This window comes from Bradyrhizobium sp. CFUWI (assembly GCF_056429085.1).
In genome coordinates this window covers 311,228-330,816 of sequence record NZ_JBWJZE010000009.1, presented here as the reverse complement: position 1 = coordinate 330,816, position 19,589 = coordinate 311,228, and the positions used below count along the sequence as shown (strand labels likewise).

Below are 19,589 nucleotides of genomic sequence, written 5' to 3'. Positions count from 1 at the left end.
ACCGCCGGACCGGCGGAACCGTCGCGCGATGCCGGGGCCTTTCGCCATGACGCCTGAACTGCAACGGATGGACTGGATGCCTTCGCCCCCGCTTGCCCCCATAGACAGCCCGCTCGACCTCGACCATCTCTCCCGGATGACGCTCGGCGATGCGGATTTGGAGCAGGAAGTGCTGGCCATGTTCGCCGAGCAGGCGGTCCACCTGATCGCGGCGATGGCGGGATTACCGGCCGAGGCCGGCGCGCTTGCCCATAAGCTCAAGGGGTCGGCGCGCGGGATCGGCGCCTTTGCGGTGGCCGACGCCGCCGCAAGCCTGGAGACCGCGATCCAGATCGGCCAGAACGAGCGCCACGCCTTCGCCGCGCTGAAGGAGGCCGTGACCGAGACCCGCGCCGCCATCGAGGCGATCCTGAAGTCTTGATACCATGGCGCCGAGCCGGACACCGGGCTCTTGTTTTGGCCTCTTGTTTTGACGCATTTTCTTGCCGCAAAGCGGCATTCACTTCGCGTCAAAACCCTATGGCGCCGGGCTGATCGACCCGTTATAGGACAGCCCGGACCCTCCTTCATTCCCAGCACCGCGGCAACACGAGCAGACATGGCCAAGATTCACTTTGTCGACCACAAGGGCGAAACCCGCACGGTGGAAATCGAGAACGGCGCAACCGTGATGGAAGCCGCGATCCGCAACAGCATTCCCGGGGTCGAGGCCGAATGTGGCGGCGCCTGCGCCTGCGCGACCTGCCATGTGTATGTCGACGAAGCCTGGCGCGAGAAGGTCGGCAGCCCGACGCCGATGGAAGAGGATATGCTCGACTTCGGCTTCGACGTGCGCCCGAATTCGCGCCTGTCGTGCCAGATCAAGGTCAGTGACGATCTCGACGGTCTCGTCGTGGCGACGCCGGAACGTCAGGCCTGATCGTCCCTCGACAAGACTAGTCTAGCTGCTCGGCGGCGCGACCTCGATGCCGCGCTTGTGCCAGGGTCTGAATTTCTCGATCACCTCAGGGGTCAGCGGGGCCGGCCGGCGCGTCGCCTCGTCGAGCAAGACGCCGACCGACGTCGCCGAGGCGATGCATTTTCCTTCCGAGAACACGACCTGCTCGAAGGTCACGGACGTGCGTCCCAGCTTGACGACGCCGAGGCCGAGCTCGATGGTGCCCGGCCAATGCAGCTCGGCGCGGAAATGCATGTCGAGGCGCACCATGATCCAGGCGAGGCCCGGCGGCGTCAGGCCGTATTCCGGCAGCTTCATCAGGGTGACACGGCCAGTCTCGAAATAGGTGGCGTAGACCGCGTTGTTGACGTGCTGGTTGGGATCGAGATCGCCGAAGCGGACGTTGTCGCTGAGGCGGTAGGGAAAGTCCTCCAGGCGCGGCGTCGTATCGAGGCGACTTGGTGCGTTCACCGATTGATCTCCGTCATATCTTGCTCGTTACAGCCCAGTTATCCTGCCCCGGCAAGTGGGCGCGGCCGCGGGGCGCTCCCGCTTTTATGCCTTCCCTGATCCATCCCCGTTGGCTAGACAGGCGGGGTCACCTCGGCCCAGCGCGGTCACCTCGGCCCAAAGGGCGCCGTCCGACAGATAGCGACAGACAAAGAGACGACATGAGCGACGCGATCAAAACCGATGTGCTGATTATTGGCGCCGGCCCCTGCGGTCTGTTCGCCGCCTTCGAGCTCGGCCTTCTCGACATGAAGGCGCATTTCGTCGACATCCTCGACAAGGTCGGCGGCCAGTGTGCCGAGCTCTATCCGGAAAAGCCGATCTACGACATTCCCGGCATTCCGCACGTCTCGGGGCAGGGCCTCACCGACGCGCTGATGGAGCAGATCAAGCCGTTCCATCCGACCTTCCATCTCGGCGAGATGGTCGAGACCGTGGAGAAGATCGGCGATCCCTTGTTTCGCTGCACCACGGATGCGGGCAAGGTGTTCGAGTGCAAGGTGTTGGTGATCGCGGCCGGCGGCGGCTCGTTCCAGCCCAAGCGTCCGCCGGTGCCGGGCATCGAGGCCTATGAAGGCACCTCGGTGCATTACGCGGTACGCAAGATGGAAACGTTCCGCGACAAGAACGTGCTGGTCGTCGGCGGCGGCGATTCCGCGCTCGACTGGACGCTCAATCTGCACCCCATCGCCAAGCGCATCACGCTGCTGCACCGGCGCGACGAGTTTCGCGCCGCGCCCCACAGCGTCGAGCAGATGCGCGCGCTGGTTGCCGACGGCAAGATGGATCTCCGTCTCGGCCAGGTCACCGCACTCTCCGGCGCCGAAGGCAAGCTCACCGGCGCCACCGTCAAGGGCAATGACAACAGCATCACCGAAATCGCCTGCGACACCATGCTGCCGTTCTTCGGACTGACCATGAAGCTCGGTCCGGTCGCGAACTGGGGCATTGCGCTGGAGAACAATCTGGTGCCGGTCGAAACATCCGCGTTCGAGACCAATGTGCCGGGCATCTTCGCGATCGGCGACATCAACACCTATCCCGGCAAGATCAAGCTGATCCTGTGCGGCTTCCACGAGGGCGCGCTGATGTCGCAAAAAGCCCATCGCTACGTCTATCCGGAGAAGCGGCTCGTGTTCCAATACACCACCTCGTCCTCCAGCCTGCAAAAGAAGCTGGGAGTCAACTGACGGCAACGGGGCGGGAAGCAATGCCCCATGTTTCTGGTGCTGGAACAGTTCGCGAAATCGCCGTAGTCTGCGGCCATTCCGGTCGTGGAATAGCAAGGTGATCTAATGCTGAATTTCTCCAGCTTTCGGCTGCTCTCCTTCCTCGCGCTCGCGTTGTCGCTCGCGACGGTGACACCGTCTGCGGCGCAGACCGCCGAGCCCACGGCGGCGGGCCTGTGGCAGAAGGTCGAAGACGGCAAGACGGTCGGATGGTTTCTCTTCGTCGAACGCAACGGCATCTTCGAAGGCGTGATCGCAAAGACCTTCCCGCGCCCCGGTGACGATCCGAACGAGGTCTGCAGCAAGTGCACCGATGACCGCAAGAACGCGCCGGTGCTCGGCATCTCCTTCGTCCGCAACATGAAGCGCGAAGGCTTGAAGTACGAAGGCGGCAACGTGCTCAATCCGCGCGATGGCCAGATCTGGAAGGCCAACATGAAGGTCAGTCCCGACGGCCAGACCCTGACCCTGCGCGGCTATCTCGGCATCGCGCTGCTCGGCAAGGATGAGACCTGGACGCGTCTGCCTGACGCCAACATCGCCCAGGTCGATCCCGCCATCGTCGCAAAATATCTGCCCGCCCAAGCCGCGACCACCAAGCCGCCGGCACCGGCGCCGAAGAAGAGCGGCGGCTCGATGATGGCGCCGGCCAAGCAATAGGCCGGTTTCGGTATTTCTCAGCGCCATCTTCTCGGCGCCGGATTTTGATCCTAGGCCGCGTCCGCCGAAAGGCGCATGGTTTTGCGCCGTGCGGCAGTAATTCCCCGGAATGCGCGTTGGCAGCGGATTTGCATAGTTGTCGTCAGCTGGCGGGGGAACGAGTCGCCGGTGCCACGCCTGATTCAAGGCGCGGACAACCGATGGCGTAGTCGTCCCCCGCACGGATCATTTTGATCGCGGGACGACGAGATGAAATTTTCAAGATTGTGCGCAGCGACGCTGCTGGGCGCGACGGTGCTTCTGACATTCTCGGCACAGGCGCGCGACGACGGGCGCTACGCCAACTCACCGCTAAAGCCCTGGTTCGAAAGCCTGCATAGCGAGTTCGGTCAATGCTGCACCGACGCCGACGGCTACGTCATTGCCGACGTCGATTGGGAGTCCGATCGCGGCCGCTTCCGCGTCCGCATCGACGACGAATGGGTGGTGGTGCCCGACGGTGCCGTGATCACCGTGCCGAACAAGATCGGTCGCACCATGGTGTGGAAGCACTATATCGACGGTCATCCGCGCGTGCGCTGCTTCATGCCGGGCAGCATGACCTGAAAACGCTGACGGCGCCCGCATCCGATGCAGGCGCCGCAAGCGAAGTAGAGGTTTAGCGCGCCTGGTTTCCCGAACCCGCGCTCGCAAGCTGCTTGACCCGGGGCGACAGCACCGAAACCTGGGCGGGCGAGGCGGGCATGCCGGCGACGATCATGGTGGGGGCGGCCGACTGCTCCTCGACGCCGGCGCCGCCGAGCACCTGCACCTGGGTCGCCGAGATCGGCAACGAATTCACTTCGTAAGAGGGAAGCTCACCGGCAAACGCGCTGGTCGAGCTCGCAACCAAGGCGCCGGCGACGACGATCATGGTGAGAAGACGCATTGGAAAATCTCCGTTGAAGATGTCAATCGGAGGTTTGGTCGTGACGATGCAGGAAGAGGTTCGCTCGCGTGCGAACAATCGTGTGTCCGTGCACGAACCTATTTGATTGCGTAATGCGACAGGATGAAACGGCGACGAAGTTTTCCGCGTCAATGTTTCCGGATGGTTTCGCGGCATCGATCGACGCCGCTCGCAGCTAGCCGGTCTGCAGCTCCCGGCGTGGAGATCTGGCCGGCACTGCGGTCACGGGAAAGCGCAGGCTCATGGTCGTGCCGTGACCGGGCGCGGAGGAGATGACCAGCTCGCCGCCATGGGCGGCCATGATCTCGCGGACGATCGACAGGCCGAGGCCGGCGCCGTCGCCTGCTGTATTGCCGGTCTGAAACGGTTCGGTCAGCCCTTGCTCGACGCCGTCCGGCAGGCCGGCGCCGTCGTCGTAGATCGAGATGCCGTTGCGGTCGAGCGTGGCGACGATGCGTCGCGCGCCACGGGCGTGGATGAGTGCATTGCCGACGAGATTGGCAAGCGCGCTGCGGATCGCAGCGTCGACGCCCTGTACCACGAATGGACCTTTGCCGTCCTGCTCCAGCGCAAGCTCGATGCCGGCGTCCAGCGCCGAGGGGCCGAAATCGGCCAGCACATCCAGCGTGATCTGCGCGAGATCGATCGGGCGCTTCTCGATCGCATGATTTTGCAGCCGGGCGAGGTCGAGCATGGCCGAGACCAGCGAGGTCAGCCGGCGGACGTCGCGCACCAGCTCGGCCTTCAGAGCCGGATCGGGCACATCGTCGATCTTGGCGCGCAGCAGGGTCAGCGGCGTGCGGAGCTGATGGGCGGCATTGCCGAGAAAGCGGCGCTGCATCCTGATATAGGCGTCGATCTCGCCGAAGGCGCGGTTCAAGGCCGCGACCAGCGGCTTCAGCTCGCGCGGGACCTCGGACAACGAGATCAGGCCCTGCGGGGCCGACGGATCGATTGCGAGGGCGCGACGCGCGACCCGCTCGATGCCGCGCGAGACGAAACGCGCAGCAAGCGCCGAACCGATCGCGACGGTGGCTGCGAAGGCCAGCGCCACCAGCATGATCGAAAAGACCCTGCGGAGGAGAAACGTCCTTGCAATACGGCCAAAGCGCACCTGAGGCTCGCCGACCATCATCGCGAGCCGCAACGAGCCCCGTTGCACCGCGGAGAGACAGAAGGTGCTGTTTTGGTCGAGCGTGCTGAAGACGGACGAACCGACGGGCCCGTGGTAAGGAAACACGAAGGGGAGGGCGGGCCGATGTTCGCTGCCGTACTCGCTGAGCAGGTCGCCCGCGGACACGACATACCAGAGGTTTGGGCTGTCCGCTTTCAGTTCCTCGAGGGCAGGAGTCGAACGTACCGTCAGTTTTTGCCCTTCGATCACTGTCGCGCGATCGAGAACGGCGGCCACAACTTGACAGGATCTAAACTCGCGTTCCTCGGTCGGATACCGCCAGATGAAGATACCGAGCATGGTCAGGAAGATCGCCGTGGCGGCAATGCCGAGCGACAGTGCAAACGTCCGGGCGATCGATTTCATCGCGGTGTTGCCAGCCGCAGGATGTAGCCGATGCCTCGCATGCTCCGAATTTCGACGTCGCCGCCGAATGCGGCCAGCTTCTTCCTCAGGCGCGAGACCTGCGCTTCAAGCGTGTTGGATTCGATCTCGTCGTCGAAACCGTAGATTTCCTCGATCAGCGCGGCGCGGGTGATGACGCGGTCGCGGCGCATCAAGAGGGCAGCGAGGATCAGCGCCTCGCGCCGCCGCAGCAGGAGTTTGCTGTCAGCGACCACGACTTCGTTGCTGCCGAGATGCAGCTCGACATTGCCGAGCGAGAGCACGGAGGGCGCGAGCAGGCGGGGTCGTCGCAACACGGCGCGCACCCGCGCGATCAGTTCCTGCGGCTCGAACGGCTTGCCGAGATAGTCGTCGGCGCCGCCGTTGAGGCCGTCGACGACGTCCTCCTTGGCGTCCCGGGACGTCAGCATGATGATCGCGGGGCGGTCGGGCGACCGGTTCAGCGCCGTGACCACCTGGAGCGCGTCGCCGTCGGGCAGCATGCGATCGACGATCGCGAGATCATATTTGAAGTTGTCGAGCGCCTGACGGGCATCGGCGATCGAGCCGACGATGTCGACGATTCCGTGCAATTGTCCGAGCAGGCGGCTGACATAGGCGCCGATCTGCGGTTCGTCTTCGATCACGAGGGAACGCACGCGGGGGTCGTCCTTGACTCTGCTGGGGCAACACACCCCTGAGCGTGACGCTCCCGGGCCGAAGTCTGGCGTTTCGGCTCTCGCAGGGTTCCCATTAAGGCAGCCAGCTTGGCGAATAAAAGGCAGGAACGCGGGCGCTGGCCGGTGCTGCCGCTCAAAGTTTTGACGCAAGCAGGTCTCGCGGCAATGTTCGGGCAATGTCGGTTCGGCGGGCCGCGACCGGCACACGGCGGCAGCGGATCGGCCAGCAGCTCTCGCCTTGCAATCTTGGGGCAATTTTGCCGGACCACATGCTGGGGCTCGAACCACTCAGTCGACCAGCCTCCAAGGCCGGTACGGGGCCCCCTAATGATGCATCTTGACGAAGCCGCTCTCCGCCTCTCGGGGAATGCGCGGCTGACGACCGCCGTGCTTGCCGCACTCGGCGCAACGCTGACGATCCCTCAACCGGCCGTGGCGCAGACCGCGTTCACGCTGCCGGCGCCGCCGTTCGACCTGCCGATGCTGCCGTCGCCCTCCGGAAACTGGACCGTCATGGTCGGCATCGGCGGGCAGTACATGCCTGACTTCGTCGGATCGAAGAACGGCAAGCTGATGCCGATCCCGATCTTTTCGATTCGTCGCGCCGGATCGATCGATCAGTTTCGCGGACCGCGCGACAGCGCCAGCATCGCGCTGCTCGACGTCGGTAATTTTCGCGCGGGACCTGCCTTCAAATACGTCGCCTCGCGCAAGGCCGACAAATATGCCGAGTTGATCGGCCTTGGCGACGTCAAGGCTGCCTACGAGCTTGGCGGCTTCGTCGAATATTATCCGGTCGACTGGCTACGCTTGCGCGGCGAATTGCGCCAGGGCATCGGCGGGCACACCGGGACGGTCGCCGACATTTCCGCCGACGTCATCGTGCCGCTGATTCAAAGGCTGACGATCTCGGCCGGTCCGCGCTTCACCTGGAAGAGCACCAAGGCGACCGCGCCTTACTTCGGCGTCGATGCGGCGCAGGCACTGGCCTCGGGATTGCCGATGTACGACGCGAAGAGCGGCGCGCACTCGGTCGGCTTCGGCAGCCAGATCTCCTATCGCATCAATCCGCAATGGGAGGTCCACGCCTATGTCGAATACGAGAAGCTGCTCGGCGATGCCGCGGACAGTCCGCTGGTGAAGCTGCGCGGGTCGTCGAGCCAGACCACCGTCGGCCTCGGCGCGTCCTATTCGTTCGATTTCAGGATTCGATAGCTCGCCATGCGCCGCATTGCATTTCTTTGGATTGGCCTCGCGGCCGCTTGCGTCGCGCTCGGCGCCGCCGCGGCATTCGAGACGCGCGCGAGTCGTATTCAGGCGATCAAGACGGTCGGCATCGTCTCCGCCCTCGGCGAGGAGATGAGCCTGACGCAAGCCGGTCTGACCCGACTGGGCACCACCGCGCAAAGCCTGCCGATCAGCGCGTGGGCGCTGGATGAGTTGATCGTCCAGCAGGCGACCAGGCTGCTGGAGGGACGCTTTCGCGTGCAGCCCTTGACCTACAGGCGCGCTGCGTTTGCTGCGATCAGGGATTCGGCGGTTGCGCCCGTCAATCTCTTGCGCAGCGATCCGTTCAAGGAGCTGGTTCGCAGCGACGTCGCCCCGCAGGGGTTGGACGCGTACATCGTCATCACCCGGGCGCGGTCGAAACTTGGAAACGGCCGCAACGTCGAGGGCGTTGGCCTTGCCGAATACCGGACGCTGCTCGCGGATTACGGCCTGATCCACGCGCTGTACGAAGTTCGCATCATCGACGGCAAGTCGTTCAACGTGATCGAGAAGCGGGCGGCCGCGCCGCTCGACAACACCGGCACCGTGCCACTGGCCGGTCCGAGCGGGCCGGTCGACGAGGCGCTGGGCGGTTCTGCGCCGAGCGAACGCCTGCGTGCGGCCGTCGTCGACCTCATTACGCGCAGCCTGCCGGTCACGTTCGGTGACATGCACTTGATCGGGGGATAGTGAAGCCGGCTCGTCCGCGCTCAGGTCACCGGCGCCGGATTGAACAGCGTGAGGTCGTTGTGGATGCCCCAGCGGTCCGACCATGGCTTGGTGCGGCCGGAGGCGACATCGAGGATCAGGCGGAACAGGTCCCAGCCGCATTCCTCGATGGTCTTCTCGCCGGTGGCGATGCTGCCGGCGTCGAAGTCGATCAGGTCCTTCCAGCGCCGCGCGAGCTCGCTGCGGGTGGCGACCTTGATCACGGGCGCTGCCGCAAGACCGTAAGGCGTGCCGCGGCCGGTGGTGAACACCTGCAAGGTCATGCCGGAGGCGAGCTGGAGCGTGCCGCAGATGAAGTCCGAAGCGGGCGTTGCCGCGAACAGCATGCCCTTCTGCGTCGCCTTCTCGCCGGGCGAGAGCACGCCGGTGATGGCCGACGAGCCCGACTTGACGATCGAGCCGAGCGACTTCTCGACGATGTTGGCGAGGCCGCCCTTCTTGTTGCCGGGCGTGGTGTTGGCGCTGCGGTCGGCGCCGCCGCGGGCGAGATAGGAATCGTACCAGGCCATCTCGCGCACCAGCGCGCGGCCGACATCCTCGTTGATCGCGCGCCGCGTGAGCAATTGGATGGCGTCGCGCACCTCGGTGACCTCGGAGAACATCACGGTCGCGCCGGCGCGCACCAAGAGGTCCGCGGCGAAGCCGACGGCGGGATTGGCGGTGACGCCGGAGAAGGCGTCGCTGCCGCCGCATTGCAGCCCGATGACGAGATCGGAGGCCGGGCAGGTCTCGCGCTTGCGGGCGTTGAGTACCTTCAAGCGGGCCTCGGCCTGGGTCATGATCGCATCGACGATCGCGCCAAAGCCGTCGAAGGCTTCGTCCTGCATCCGCACGATGGCATCGCTGACGCCCTCCGGCACCAGCCGCTCGGGCGCAAGCTTCTCGCAGCCGAGGCCGACGACGAGGATTTCGCCGCCGAAATTCGGGTTGAGCGCGAGATTCTGCAGCGTGCGGATCGGCACCACCGCATCGGGCGCGGTGATGGCGACGCCGCAGCCATAGGCGTGGGTGAGCGGCACGACGTCATCGACGTTGGGGTATTTCGGCAGCAGCTCGGCGCGGATGCGCTTGACCGCATACTCCATCGTGCCCTTGACGCATTGCACGGAGGAGGAGATGCCGAGGATGTTCTTGGTGCCGACCGAGCCGTCGGGATTGCGATAGCCCTCGAACGTGAAGCCTTCGAGCGGCGGCAGCGGGGCGGGGACGGCGGTGGAGATTTCGAGCTTGTCGAAGTCGGGGGCCTCCGGCATGCGGATGCGCGCCTCGTCCACCCATTCGCCGGCGCGGATCGGCGACAGCGCGTAGCCGATGATCTCGCCATAGCGGATGATCGGCTGGTCTTGCGCGATGTCGACCAGCGCCGTCTTGTGCCCCTGCGGCACGAAGGCGCGCAGCGTCAGTCCGCTGGCGAAGCGGGAGCCGGCGGGAAGCCCGAAATCATTGACCACGATCGCGACATTGTCGCGCTCGTTGAGCTTGATGTAGCGGGGCTGCTCTTTCGCTGCGACGTCCTGGTCCATGGAGGACTCCGGGATTTGTAGGGTGGGTTAGCGCAGCGTAACCCACCAATGTCTCGGTCCGCAGAAAAAGAAGAGGTGGGTTACGCTGCGCTAACCCACCCTACGTAGTCAGCCGATCAGCCCGGGAACGTATAGGCCGTCTTCACCGTCGTGTAGAACTCGCGCGCGTAGGAGCCCTGTTCGCGGGCGCCGTAGCTCGAGCCCTTCCGGCCGCCGAACGGCACGTGATAGTCGACGCCGGCGGTCGGCAGATTGACCATCACCATGCCGGACTCGCTGTTGCGCTTGTAGTGCGAGGCGTATTTCAGGCTGGTGGTGCAGATGCCGGAGGCGAGACCGAATTCGGTGTCGTTGGAGATCGCGAGGGCCTCTTCGTAGTTCTTGGCGCGGATGACGGCGGCGACGGGGCCGAAGATCTCCTCACGCGCGATGCGCATGTTGTTGTTGGCTTCGGTGAACAGCGCCGGCTGCAGGTAATGGCCGGGGGTCTCGCGCTTGAGCAGCTCGCCGCCGTAGGCGAGCTTGGCGCCCTCATCTTGGCCGATCTTGATGTAGCGCAGGTCCTGGTCGAGCTGGCTCTGGTCGACCACGGGGCCGATATGCACGCCGGCCTTGAGCGCGTCGTCGACCGACAGGCTGTTCAGGCGTTCGGCCATCGCCGCGACGAAGCGGTCGTGGATGCCTTCGGTGACGATCAGGCGGGAGGAGGCGGTGCAGCGCTGGCCGGTCGAGAAATAGGAGCCGTTGACTGCGACCTCGACGGCGGTCTTGAGGTCGGCGTCGTCGAGCACGACCAGCGGATTCTTGCCGCCCATCTCGAGCTGGAATTTCTTCATCGGGTTGGAGAGCACGCAGGCCTGCGCGATCTTGCGCCCCGTCTGCACCGAGCCGGTGAAGGAGATCGCGGCCACATCCGGGTGATCGAGCAGGGTCTGGCCCACCACCGAGCCGGAGCCGACCACGAGGTTGAACACGCCGGCGGGAATGCCGGAGCGGGTGATGATCTCCGACAGCGCATGCGCCGAGCCGGGCACCAGCTCGGCCGGCTTGAACACCACGGTGTTGCCGTAGCAGAGCGCCGGGGCGATCTTCCAGGCCGGGATCGCGATCGGGAAATTCCAGGGCGTGATCATGCCGACGACGCCCATCGGCTCGCGCGTCAGCTCGACGTCGAGGCCGGGACGCACCGAGGCGCCCTTCTCGCCGATCAGGCGCAGCGCTTCACCGGCGAAGAACGCGAAGATCTGGCCGGCACGGGCGACCTCGCCGATACCTTCCGGCAGGGTCTTGCCTTCCTCGCGCGCGAGCAGGCGGCCGAGCTCTTCCTTGCGGGCGAGGATTTCGAGGGAAATCTTGTTGAGCGCGTCGAAGCGCGCCTGCGGCGTCGATTGCGCCCAGGCGGGGAAGGCGGCCTTGGCGGCGGCGATCGCCTTCTCGGTCTGCGCCTTGTCCGCCTTGGCGTATTCGCCGACGACGTCGTTGGTGTTGGAGGGGTTGATGTTCCTGGTGACGCCGGAGCCGTCGACCCATTCGCCGCCGATGAAGTTCTTCAGGATCGCAGTCATCGTTTCCTCCAGAGTGTTTTACCGTACAAGGCAGGGACGCTTGTCGTCGAAGGTCCAGCCGGGGATCAGGTCCTGCATGGCAATAGCGTCATCCCGGGCGCCAAGTCCATGCTGCTTGTAGAGGTCATGCGCGGCATCGATAGCGGCTCTGTCGATTTCGATACCTAGTCCCGGCCGGTCCGGGACCGCAATCTTGCCGCCCTTGATCTGGAGCGGCTCCCTGGTCAGGGCCTGGCCGTCCTGCCAGATCCAATGGGTGTCGATCGCGGTGACCTTGCCGGGGGCGGCGGCGCCGACATGGGTGAACATGGCCAGCGAAATGTCGAAATGGTTGTTGGAGTGCGAGCCCCAGGTCAGGCCGTTGTCGCGGCAGGTCTGGGCGACGCGCACCGAGCCCTGCATGGTCCAGAAATGGGGATCGGCCAGCGGAATGTCCACAGCGCCGAGGCGCAGCGCATGGGACAGCTGGCGCCAATCGGTCGCGATCATGTTGGTCGCGGTGGGCAGCCCCGTGGCGCGGCGGAACTCGGCCATGATCTCGCGGCCTGAGAAACCCGCCTCGGCGCCGCAGGGGTCCTCGGCATAGGCAAGGATGCCGTGCATGCCCTTGCAGAGGCTGATCGCCTCGTCCAGCGACCAGGCGCCGTTGGGGTCGAGCGTGACGCGGGCGTTCGGGAAGCGCCGGGCGATCGCGGTGACGGCCTCGATCTCCTGCTCGCCGCGCAGCACGCCGCCCTTGAGCTTGAAGTCGGCGAAGCCGTAATGATCGTGGGTCGCTTCCGCGAGCCGCACAACGGTCTCAGGCGTCATCGCCTCCTGATGGCGAAGGTTGAACCATTCCGCCTTGCCGGTCTCGCCCTGGACATAGTTCAGCTTGGATTTGCGCCGGTCGCCGACGAAGAAGAGATAGCCGAGCGTCTCGACGCTGCTGCGCTGCTGGCCTTCGCCGAGCAGCGCGGCGACTGGCAGGCCCAGATGCTGGCCGAGCAGATCGAGGAGAGCGGATTCCACGGCGGTGACCGCGTGGATCATCACGCGGAGATCAAACGTCTGCTTGCCGCGGCCGCCGGCATCGCGATCGGCGAAGGCCGTGCGGATGTCGGCGAGAATGTTGTTCATCGCGCCGACGGTCTTGCCGATCACGAGATCGCGGGCGTCCTGCAGCGTCTGCCAGATCTTCTGCCCGCCCGGCACCTCGCCGACGCCGGTGTGGCCGGCATTGTCGGTGAGGATGACGATGTTGCGGGTGAAGAACGGCGCGTGGGCGCCGCTCAAATTGAGGAGCATGCTGTCGCGGCCCGCGACCGGGATCACCTGCATCGCCGTGACGACAGGTGCGCCGGCGACCGGCGCGCCGGAAATCTCAGTCAGGGCCATCCTACGCTCCTCGCTATTGTCGTCCTATTCTGCAGCCTGTTGTGACGATCGGATGGCGGGCAGATTCTTCACCAGCGCGGTCAGCTCCGCGATCTCCTGCTCGGTGAGGTCGGTGAGCGGCGGGCGGACCGGGCCGGAGTCGCGGCCGATCACCTTCATGCCGGCCTTGATGATCGAGACCGCATAGCCCTTCTTGCGGTTGCGGATCGCGATCAGCGGCAGGATGAAGTTCTTCAGGCCGGCCTGGATCGTGGCGTGGTCGCGCTTGCGCACGGCCGTGTAGAAATGGGTCGCGAATTCCGGCACGAAGTTGAACACGGCGGACGAATAGGTCGTCACGCCCATGTCGAGATAGGGCAGCGCAAAAGTCTCCGCGGTCGGCAGGCCGCCGACATAGGTGAGGCGGTCGCCGAGCTTGGTGTAGACGCGGGTCATCAGCTCGATGTCGCCGATGCCGTCCTTGTAGCCGACGAGGTTCGGGCAGCGCTCGGCAAGGCGGGCCAGCGTGTCGGGCTGGAGGATGGCGTTGTCGCGGTTGTAGACGATGACGCCGATCTTCACGGAGGCGCACACCGCCTCGACATGGGCGGCGAGGCCCTCCTGCTCGGAATGGGTGAGATAGGGCGGCAGCAAGAGCAGGCCGTCGGCGCCGGCCTTTTCCGCACCGACAGCGATCTCGCGGGCGATCGCGGTGCCGTAGCCGGTGCCGGCGAGCACCGGCACGCGGCCCTTGGTCTCCTCGACGGCAACCTTCACGACTTCAGGAACCTCGGTCGGCGTCAGCGAGAAGAACTCGCCGGTGCCGCCGGCGGCGAACAGTCCGGCGACGTCGTAGCCGCACAGCCAGTCCATGTTGGCGCGGTAGGTCGCTTCGTCGAAAGAATAGTCGGCCTTAAACGGCGTGACGGGAAAGGACAGGAGGCCGGATCCGATCTTCTGGGCCATCTCCTGCGGGGTCATCTTGCTCACGGGCGCTGTTCCCTTCGTGCGTGTTGTGGAGGACGGGGAGCCTCAAAGGCCTGCGCGTCCATGCGCCGTGGTTTAAGAGACCGTTCGATGCGGGTCCAAGCCAAAGCCTATATCGACCGATGCGGATTGAGCATCAATCCTCCGCCACCTCCGCGGAGGACAGTTCACCGGCGATTTTGACCAGCGCCGAGAGCAGCGGATTCTCGTCCTCGCGGCGCCAGACCATGAACAGCTCGACCGGAACGCGGCCCTTCAGCTTCAGCGGCCGCAGCCGTACATCGGAGATCTTCAGGCCCGCGGCCGCGGCCGGCACGATGGCAAGGCCGAGGCCGGCGCGGACCATGGCCAGGATCGAGTGGATCTGGCTGAGATGCTGGACATAGCGCGGCAGCACGTCGGCGCGGCTGAATTGCGCCACCAGCAGATCGTGGAAATAGCGGCTCTCATAGGGCGAATACATCACGAAGGGCTGATCGTCGAAATCCTTGATGGTGATGCTTTCGGCATTCGCCAGCGGATGCTTCTTCGGGATCGCGGCGAGCAATGGCTCGGCGACGACGCGGCGGCTGGCGAGCTCGGGCCGCGCGATCGGCGGCCGCAGCAGGCCGGCGTCGATCTGGCCCGAGGTCAGCGCCTCGAACTGATCGCCCGACACCATCTCCTTCAGCGAGAAGTCCACCTCGGGCAGCTTGGCGCGGCAGGCGGCGACCAGCTCGGGCAGGAAGCCATAGGCCGCGGCCGCGGTGAAGCCGATCTTCAACGAGCCCATCTTGCCGAGCGCGATGCGACGGGCGACCTGCGAGGCGCTTTCCGCAAGCTTGAGGATGCGCCGCGCCTCGGGCAGGAAGCTGCGCCCGGCGGGGGTGAGGCGGACCGAGCGGCTGGTGCGCTCCAGAAGCGGCGCATCGATGATGTGCTCGAGCACCTGGATCTGCCGGGACAATGGCGGCTGCGTCATGTTCAGCCGCGCGGCGGCGCGGCCGAAATGCAGTTCCTCTGCCACCGTGACGAAACAGCGGAGCTGGTTGAGGTCGAACATCGATACATGCCTTAGATGAATAAGGCGTTTCCCCGGCACTTCTAGCATCGATCACCTCCAAAAACAAAGACGGCGGCTTTTGAGGGCCGCCGTTGAGTTGCCTGGTCAAGCTCCCATGGGAGCCCTCAGGAGGAACGTTCACGAGTCGTAGAGGCGCACGCCGCGGCGTGTCCAAGTTCAAACGGGTATCGATCGATGCCGTTTTTGGATCGATGGAACGGCAGCTGGGAGACGATGTTGGCGCGAAGAAATCTGCAAGCGACATTGATGCGCGAGACGATGCCGCCCACTCAGCTGTCATTCCCGCGAAGGCGGGAATCCAGTACGCCGCGGCTTATCCGGTCATCACGATCGTCACGGCGTACTGGATCGCCCGATCAAGTCGGGCGATGACACCCGGAGTGCGAAGGTGCTCGCGAGGCTCGCAATGATGGTGTGGAGTAATCTCGTCCTTGCTTCTACTGCCGCCCGCTCGGCAGCAGCTGCGGCAGGAATCCGCGCGTCACGTTCGGCGGCACGGCATCGAGGCCGAGCACGGCACTTGCGGCCGGCAGGGCGGCATCCGCCATCGCGGCGTGGCCTTCCGCGCTCGGATGCACCGCGCCGCCATAGACGGCGGAGAGCACGCCCCAGGTCGCATCGTGAATGTCGGTCGGCTGGCTCGCGGCCGGCAAGCCCTGCGGATAGGTCATTGCTGCGAAATAGCTGTCGTTGGCGTCGCGGATCCAGCGCGCGCGGGGCAGGTAGGCGCGATATTCCGAGGCGCCGCGGCCGCACAGCATCGGCTGGCTCGCTGCGCTCACGATATCGGGATTGAAGCTCTGGCCATTCTCGGCAAAGCAGGTGCGGTCAAATTCAGGATCGTTGCCGGAATGCGCGCAGAAGCCGTGATCGGCGAACGCAGCCTGGTGCGCATCGACGAAGGTCATGCGGTCGGCTTCGGGATCGCGGCACAGCGCACCGCTTGTGCAGGTGGCGAGCCCCTTCAGCTGCGGCAGGAATTCGGTGTCGACGAAAGTCGAGACGCGGGCGAGCCGCTGCGGGTCGGCGTTGAAGGAGGGATGGATGTCGAATCCGGCGCGGCCACCGCGGCAGGGCACGCCGCCCTCTGCGAGCGCGGGGTTGGCGTAGGAGACATAGACCACGTGCGAGAGGTCGCCGCCGACCAGCGGCTTCAGTGCCTCGCGCAGCTTGACGAAGTCCTGCGGCAGCTCGCGCGCCAGCGCATCGCGGGAATCGTCGACGCTCGCCATCACGCCGGAGCGGCGGAACAGCGCCCGCTCGGTCGCGGTGTCGACGATGACGTCGGCGACGAGGCCGGAGAAATAGACGTCGTTGGCGCCGACCGACAACAGCACGAGATCGAGCGTGCGGTCGGGCTGGCGCTTTTTCGCCGCGGTGAGGGCCTCCCGCAGCTCGGCGACCTGCGCGTTCACGCTGGTGTTGCAGACGCCGGTCTTGCCGGGCGGGCATTCGCGGGCGCGCTGCGAGCCGAGCAGGCCGTCGCCGATGCTGGCGCCGGTGCAGGCGAGCGGCAGGTAGGTCACGGCGATGTGGGTGTAGCGCACCGCGAGCGCCAACGCGGTGCGCGTCTGGTAGCTGTACAGCGAGCGGTGGCACGGTGCGTTGAACCAGAGCGCGCTATAGCGTTGCCAGTTCGCGAGCGTATCCGGCGCCTCGCAAGCGCGGCCGCCCTTGAAGCCGTGGCGGCTCGGCCGGTAGTACTGCGCGCCAGCGGTGCCGAGATAGGAGCGGAAGCAGAAGCCTTCGTCGGACAGCGCCAGCGGCCGGTCCGGATTGCCCTCGCCCGAGGCGATGCTGTCGCCGAGGCCGGCGACGAAGATGTCGCGGACCTGGATCTCGGTCTGGACCCGCTGGGTCGGATCGGAGCCGGCGGAGACATCGACGGTCGCGACCGTCTGCTTGCCGTAGCGGACGCGCAAGTTGATCGGCTCGGCGCAGTCGAAGGTCGATTGCTGCGGGCCGTCGCCGTCGTCGAACGACCAGGCGCAGGTGGCGCCGACCGGCACCGCGCCCACGAGACGCACGGTGACGGGATGGTCGATCGGGGTCAGGTAGTTTTCCTTGGTGTTGTCGCGGGTGCAGGGCTGGTTGACGCGGCCCTGGAGGTCGATGCAGAGACGGTTGACCATGTTGCGAGCCCAGCCGCGGCCTTCGCTCTGGAGCTCCAGCGATTGCTCTGCGGCCAGGATGCTGCGGTTACGCGCATTCTCGACATGGAGCAGGAAGTCGCGCTCCTCGCGGAACAGCCGGAAGCGGTTACGCACCTCCCAAGTGATCTGCAGGGGGCCGGCGTCCTGCGCGGCGGCGCGCTCGGCCGGCAAAGCGGTCAAAAGTCCGGCCAGCAGCAGGGCGCTGGCGGAGAGAGTACGGAGCAATACAGGGATCATGGCCCGCGTCTTCAACGGCAAAGTTGAGGCGGAAATAAGAGAGCATTGCGCCGCCGCCCGCAACCCTTTGGTCCGGGCTGGCTGCTTCAGCGTCTATTGGCCTGCCGCAGCAACCGCTCGCGTTCCATCGGCGTCACCTCCTTGGGCAGATTGGCCTGCGCACAGGCCTCCGCCAGCCGCCGTCGCTCCTGCCAGGGCTCGACCACGTTCATCCAGAGCTCGCGCGTGCCCATGATGGAGATGGCGAGGCCGAACGGGATCACGAAATAGAGGATGCGGAATACCAAGAGCGTCGCCAGGAGCTCCTCGCGGCCGAACTCGGGCAACGCCACCAGCATGGCGGCATCGAATACGCCGATCGAGCCGGGGGCATGGCTGGCAAAGCCGATCAGGGTCGCCAGGATGAACACCACGGCGAGCGACATGAAGTCGATCGGCGGATTGGCCGGCATCAGCAGGTACATGGCCATGGCGCAGAAGCCGAGATCGACCACACCGATCAGGATCTGCACCAGCGTCAGCGGGGCCGAGGGCAGCACCACTTTCCAGCCCTTCTGGCCAAGCTCGCGCCGCTTCTCGCCCATGCACAGCCAGACGAGATAGGCCCCGATCGAGGCAAGGCCGCCGAGCGCGATCAGCCGGTTGATCGATGGGGGAAGCTGATCCATCGAGGACGCCGCATCCGGGTGGATCGCCAAGCCGATCGAGAGCACGAAGATGTTACCGAGCCAGAAGGTCAGGCCCGACAGGAAGCAGATCTTGGCGACGTCGATCGCGTTCAATCCGTAGTCCGAATAGATCCGGAAGCGGATCGCGCCGCCGGTGAAGACGGTGGCGCCGATGTTGTGGCCGATCGAATAGGAGGTGAAGCTCGAGAGTGCCGCGATGCGATAGGGCACGTGCTTCTTGCCGATCGTTCGCAGTGCGAAAAAATCGTAAAAGGTCAGCGTGCAGAACGCGAAAAAGACGCACACCGCCGCGAGCCCGATGCTGCCGCGGGGGATCTCGGTCAACGCCGTCAGGATGACCCCGGTATCGATGCCCTTGAGGGTCCGCACCAGCGTGGTGATCGCGAACGCGATGATGAAGATGCTCGCGGCAACGCCAAGCCGTCGCCAGCCGATCCATCTCTTGAAGCCGCGCTTCAACGCGGGCAGCAGTCCGTGCATTCATCCTCCCGGTGGGGGCAAGACCGACCGGCCAGGCTTGGCCGGTCGGGTGCGATCATCGCCAAAGGCAGGCATCGATCGCTAGGCATGATCCAGCTCATTTAAGGCAAAAACAGCGGCTTGTGCAGCCCTTGACAACAAGAGGTTCTGCGTCGGATCGGCAACTTTGTCATACGCGGTTCACATCGGAGGCGCGTTAAGCATATGAGTCGCGAAACCGCCGGGCTCGTGCGGTACGTATGGGGCCTGTGATTTCAGATCCCGGCGCCCTCCGCATTGTTCCAGCGCAAAAGCCATACGGGTGTTTCTTGCGGGTGATTTTTGGAACGTCGATGTCGCGCGTTCGTTGGGCCTCATCAGCAACCGAACATGGCGGAATGAGCGGCTTTTCGTGCAGGCCGCTGCCTTCGTGTTCCAGAAAGAAAAGGACGGACCGATGGGACTGTTCACAAAAGACATCAAGACCATGAACGACCTGTTCGTGCACCAGCTCCAGGACATCTATTACGCCGAGCAGCAGCTGACCAAGGCGCTTCCGAAGATGGCGAGCAAGGCCACTGATCCGCAGCTGAAACAGGGCTTTTTGACGCACCTCGAGGAAACCAAGCAGCACGTCGCGCGGCTCGAGGAAGTCTTCAAGATGCACGGCGTCGCCGTGAAGGCGGTCGACTGTCCGGCGATCGACGGCATCATCGAGGAAGCCGATGAGACCGCCGGCGAAGTCGCCGACAAGGCGGTGCTCGACGCCGCGCTGATCAACGCGGCGCAGGCCGCCGAACATTACGAGATCGTCCGTTACGGCAGCCTGATCGCCTGGGCCAAGCAGCTCGGCCGCAACGATTGCGCCAGCGTTCTCGCCAAGACGCTCGAGGAGGAAAAGGCGACCGACAAGAAACTGACGAGCCTTGCCGAAAGCAAGGTCAACCTGCGCGCGGCGAGCTAGGCCTAATGCTGAACGAGGAAGGCGCCGCGCGGCCATCCGCGCGGCGCTTGCATGTCCTGCATCATCATTCGG

General features: G+C 65.2%; 19 protein-coding genes. 8 read left to right on the top strand and 11 right to left on the bottom strand.

Annotated elements, in window-relative coordinates; translation table 11 throughout:
- The first annotated feature begins 46 nt into the window (after positions 1-46).
- Together AC066S_RS21770 and AC066S_RS21765 are read left to right on the top strand one after the other, a co-directional pair.
- Positions 47-421 (top strand): Hpt domain-containing protein, encoded by a 375-nt coding sequence (locus AC066S_RS21770; protein ID WP_478270571.1) that lies wholly within the window; start codon positions 47-49, stop codon positions 419-421.
- A 177-nt stretch (positions 422-598) separates the two neighbouring features.
- Positions 599-919 carry a 2Fe-2S iron-sulfur cluster-binding protein gene (locus tag AC066S_RS21765; RefSeq protein ID WP_126255810.1) on the top strand — a complete coding sequence of 107 codons (321 nt, stop codon included), beginning with the start codon at positions 599-601 and terminating at the stop codon, positions 917-919.
- A 21-nt stretch (positions 920-940) separates the two neighbouring features.
- Here the strand turns inward: AC066S_RS21765 and AC066S_RS21760 are convergent, their stop codons facing one another.
- The gene (locus AC066S_RS21760; RefSeq protein WP_135167338.1) at positions 941-1,408 is read right to left on the bottom strand and encodes an acyl-CoA thioesterase; all 468 of its coding nucleotides are present in this window, start codon (positions 1,406-1,408) and stop codon (positions 941-943) included.
- 200 nt (positions 1,409-1,608) lie between these two features.
- Here AC066S_RS21760 and AC066S_RS21755 point away from each other — a divergent pair, with 200 nt between their 5' ends.
- The 3 genes from AC066S_RS21755 to AC066S_RS21745 all read left to right on the top strand — a co-directional run bounded on the left by AC066S_RS21755 (position 1,609) and on the right by AC066S_RS21745 (position 3,942).
- A complete protein-coding gene (locus AC066S_RS21755) occupies positions 1,609-2,637 on the top strand; it encodes an NAD(P)/FAD-dependent oxidoreductase (RefSeq protein ID WP_126255812.1) in 1,029 nt (342 codons plus the stop codon).
- A gap of 105 nt (positions 2,638-2,742) precedes the next feature.
- Positions 2,743-3,336, top strand: a complete 594-nt coding sequence (locus AC066S_RS21750; protein ID WP_135171576.1) for a DUF2147 domain-containing protein — start codon at positions 2,743-2,745, stop codon at positions 3,334-3,336.
- A gap of 249 nt (positions 3,337-3,585) precedes the next feature.
- Entirely contained in the window at positions 3,586-3,942 is a 357-nt protein-coding gene (locus AC066S_RS21745; RefSeq protein WP_478270570.1) for a hypothetical protein, read from the top strand.
- Positions 3,943-3,994: 52 nt separating this feature from the next.
- On the opposite strand, the gene AC066S_RS21740 is transcribed toward AC066S_RS21745, so the two are convergent.
- From AC066S_RS21740 to AC066S_RS21730, 3 genes are all read right to left on the bottom strand, one after another.
- A complete protein-coding gene (locus tag AC066S_RS21740) occupies positions 3,995-4,264 on the bottom strand; it encodes a hypothetical protein (protein ID WP_164718392.1) in 270 nt (89 codons plus the stop codon).
- A 196-nt stretch (positions 4,265-4,460) separates the two neighbouring features.
- Complete coding sequence (locus tag AC066S_RS21735; protein ID WP_478270569.1) at positions 4,461-5,825, bottom strand: sensor histidine kinase; 1,365 nt, start codon at positions 5,823-5,825, stop codon at positions 4,461-4,463.
- Positions 5,822-6,502 (bottom strand): response regulator transcription factor, encoded by a 681-nt coding sequence (locus AC066S_RS21730; protein ID WP_478270568.1) that lies wholly within the window; start codon positions 6,500-6,502, stop codon positions 5,822-5,824. The genes AC066S_RS21735 and AC066S_RS21730 overlap by 4 nt, the downstream gene beginning before the upstream one ends.
- Before the next feature lie 348 nt (positions 6,503-6,850).
- Between AC066S_RS21730 and AC066S_RS21725 the strand changes: the two genes are divergently transcribed.
- Both AC066S_RS21725 and AC066S_RS21720 read left to right on the top strand, forming a co-directional pair.
- Positions 6,851-7,738 carry a MipA/OmpV family protein gene (locus tag AC066S_RS21725; RefSeq protein WP_478270567.1) on the top strand — a complete coding sequence of 296 codons (888 nt, stop codon included), beginning with the start codon at positions 6,851-6,853 and terminating at the stop codon, positions 7,736-7,738.
- 6 nt (positions 7,739-7,744) lie between these two features.
- Positions 7,745-8,482 carry a hypothetical protein gene (locus AC066S_RS21720; protein ID WP_478270566.1) on the top strand — a complete coding sequence of 246 codons (738 nt, stop codon included), beginning with the start codon at positions 7,745-7,747 and terminating at the stop codon, positions 8,480-8,482.
- A 20-nt stretch (positions 8,483-8,502) separates the two neighbouring features.
- Here AC066S_RS21720 and garD read toward each other — a convergent pair whose 3' ends face one another.
- From garD to AC066S_RS21685, 7 genes are all read right to left on the bottom strand, one after another.
- A complete protein-coding gene (gene garD, locus AC066S_RS21715; protein WP_478270565.1) occupies positions 8,503-10,044 on the bottom strand; it encodes a galactarate dehydratase in 1,542 nt (513 codons plus the stop codon).
- A gap of 116 nt (positions 10,045-10,160) precedes the next feature.
- The gene (locus AC066S_RS21710; protein ID WP_478270564.1) at positions 10,161-11,609 is read right to left on the bottom strand and encodes an aldehyde dehydrogenase family protein; all 1,449 of its coding nucleotides are present in this window, start codon (positions 11,607-11,609) and stop codon (positions 10,161-10,163) included.
- A gap of 18 nt (positions 11,610-11,627) precedes the next feature.
- The gene (gudD, locus tag AC066S_RS21705; protein ID WP_478270563.1) at positions 11,628-12,986 is read right to left on the bottom strand and encodes a glucarate dehydratase; all 1,359 of its coding nucleotides are present in this window, start codon (positions 12,984-12,986) and stop codon (positions 11,628-11,630) included.
- Positions 12,987-13,010: 24 nt separating this feature from the next.
- Positions 13,011-13,955, bottom strand: a complete 945-nt coding sequence (kdgD, locus tag AC066S_RS21700; protein WP_135171585.1) for a 5-dehydro-4-deoxyglucarate dehydratase — start codon at positions 13,953-13,955, stop codon at positions 13,011-13,013.
- A 133-nt stretch (positions 13,956-14,088) separates the two neighbouring features.
- Positions 14,089-14,994 carry a LysR family transcriptional regulator gene (locus AC066S_RS21695; RefSeq protein WP_478270562.1) on the bottom strand — a complete coding sequence of 302 codons (906 nt, stop codon included), beginning with the start codon at positions 14,992-14,994 and terminating at the stop codon, positions 14,089-14,091.
- Positions 14,995-15,452: 458 nt separating this feature from the next.
- Complete coding sequence (locus AC066S_RS21690) at positions 15,453-17,405, bottom strand: SGNH/GDSL hydrolase family protein (RefSeq protein ID WP_478270561.1); 1,953 nt, start codon at positions 17,403-17,405, stop codon at positions 15,453-15,455.
- A gap of 86 nt (positions 17,406-17,491) precedes the next feature.
- Positions 17,492-18,574, bottom strand: coding sequence for a lysylphosphatidylglycerol synthase transmembrane domain-containing protein (locus AC066S_RS21685; protein ID WP_126255826.1), 1,083 nt, complete (start codon positions 18,572-18,574; stop codon positions 17,492-17,494).
- A gap of 436 nt (positions 18,575-19,010) precedes the next feature.
- Between AC066S_RS21685 and AC066S_RS21680 the strand changes: the two genes are divergently transcribed.
- Positions 19,011-19,517: a YciE/YciF ferroxidase family protein gene (locus AC066S_RS21680; protein WP_126255827.1), complete on the top strand. Its 507-nt coding sequence runs from the start codon at positions 19,011-19,013 to the stop codon at positions 19,515-19,517.
- Positions 19,518-19,589 lie beyond the last annotated feature (72 nt).

What these genes read in the sequence shown, in the direction of transcription:
- AC066S_RS21745 (WP_478270570.1), top strand. Translation starts at nt 3,586, where the DNA reads ATGAAATTTTCAAGATTGTGCGCAGCGACGCTGCTGGGCGCGACGGTG.
- AC066S_RS21735 (WP_478270569.1), bottom strand. Translation starts at nt 5,825, where the DNA reads ATGAAATCGATCGCCCGGACGTTTGCACTGTCGCTCGGCATTGCCGCC.
- AC066S_RS21695 (WP_478270562.1), bottom strand. Translation starts at nt 14,994, where the DNA reads ATGTTCGACCTCAACCAGCTCCGCTGTTTCGTCACGGTGGCAGAGGAA.
- garD (WP_478270565.1), bottom strand. Translation starts at nt 10,044, where the DNA reads ATGGACCAGGACGTCGCAGCGAAAGAGCAGCCCCGCTACATCAAGCTC.
- AC066S_RS21710 (WP_478270564.1), bottom strand. Translation starts at nt 11,609, where the DNA reads ATGACTGCGATCCTGAAGAACTTCATCGGCGGCGAATGGGTCGACGGC.
- AC066S_RS21740 (WP_164718392.1), bottom strand. Translation starts at nt 4,264, where the DNA reads ATGCGTCTTCTCACCATGATCGTCGTCGCCGGCGCCTTGGTTGCGAGC.
- AC066S_RS21765 (WP_126255810.1), top strand. Translation starts at nt 599, where the DNA reads ATGGCCAAGATTCACTTTGTCGACCACAAGGGCGAAACCCGCACGGTG.
- AC066S_RS21685 (WP_126255826.1), bottom strand. Translation starts at nt 18,574, where the DNA reads ATGCACGGACTGCTGCCCGCGTTGAAGCGCGGCTTCAAGAGATGGATC.
- AC066S_RS21770 (WP_478270571.1), top strand. Translation starts at nt 47, where the DNA reads ATGACGCCTGAACTGCAACGGATGGACTGGATGCCTTCGCCCCCGCTT.
- AC066S_RS21720 (WP_478270566.1), top strand. Translation starts at nt 7,745, where the DNA reads ATGCGCCGCATTGCATTTCTTTGGATTGGCCTCGCGGCCGCTTGCGTC.
- AC066S_RS21750 (WP_135171576.1), top strand. Translation starts at nt 2,743, where the DNA reads ATGCTGAATTTCTCCAGCTTTCGGCTGCTCTCCTTCCTCGCGCTCGCG.
- AC066S_RS21755 (WP_126255812.1), top strand. Translation starts at nt 1,609, where the DNA reads ATGAGCGACGCGATCAAAACCGATGTGCTGATTATTGGCGCCGGCCCC.
- AC066S_RS21725 (WP_478270567.1), top strand. Translation starts at nt 6,851, where the DNA reads ATGATGCATCTTGACGAAGCCGCTCTCCGCCTCTCGGGGAATGCGCGG.
- gudD (WP_478270563.1), bottom strand. Translation starts at nt 12,986, where the DNA reads ATGGCCCTGACTGAGATTTCCGGCGCGCCGGTCGCCGGCGCACCTGTC.
- AC066S_RS21680 (WP_126255827.1), top strand. Translation starts at nt 19,011, where the DNA reads ATGGGACTGTTCACAAAAGACATCAAGACCATGAACGACCTGTTCGTG.
- AC066S_RS21690 (WP_478270561.1), bottom strand. Translation starts at nt 17,405, where the DNA reads ATGATCCCTGTATTGCTCCGTACTCTCTCCGCCAGCGCCCTGCTGCTG.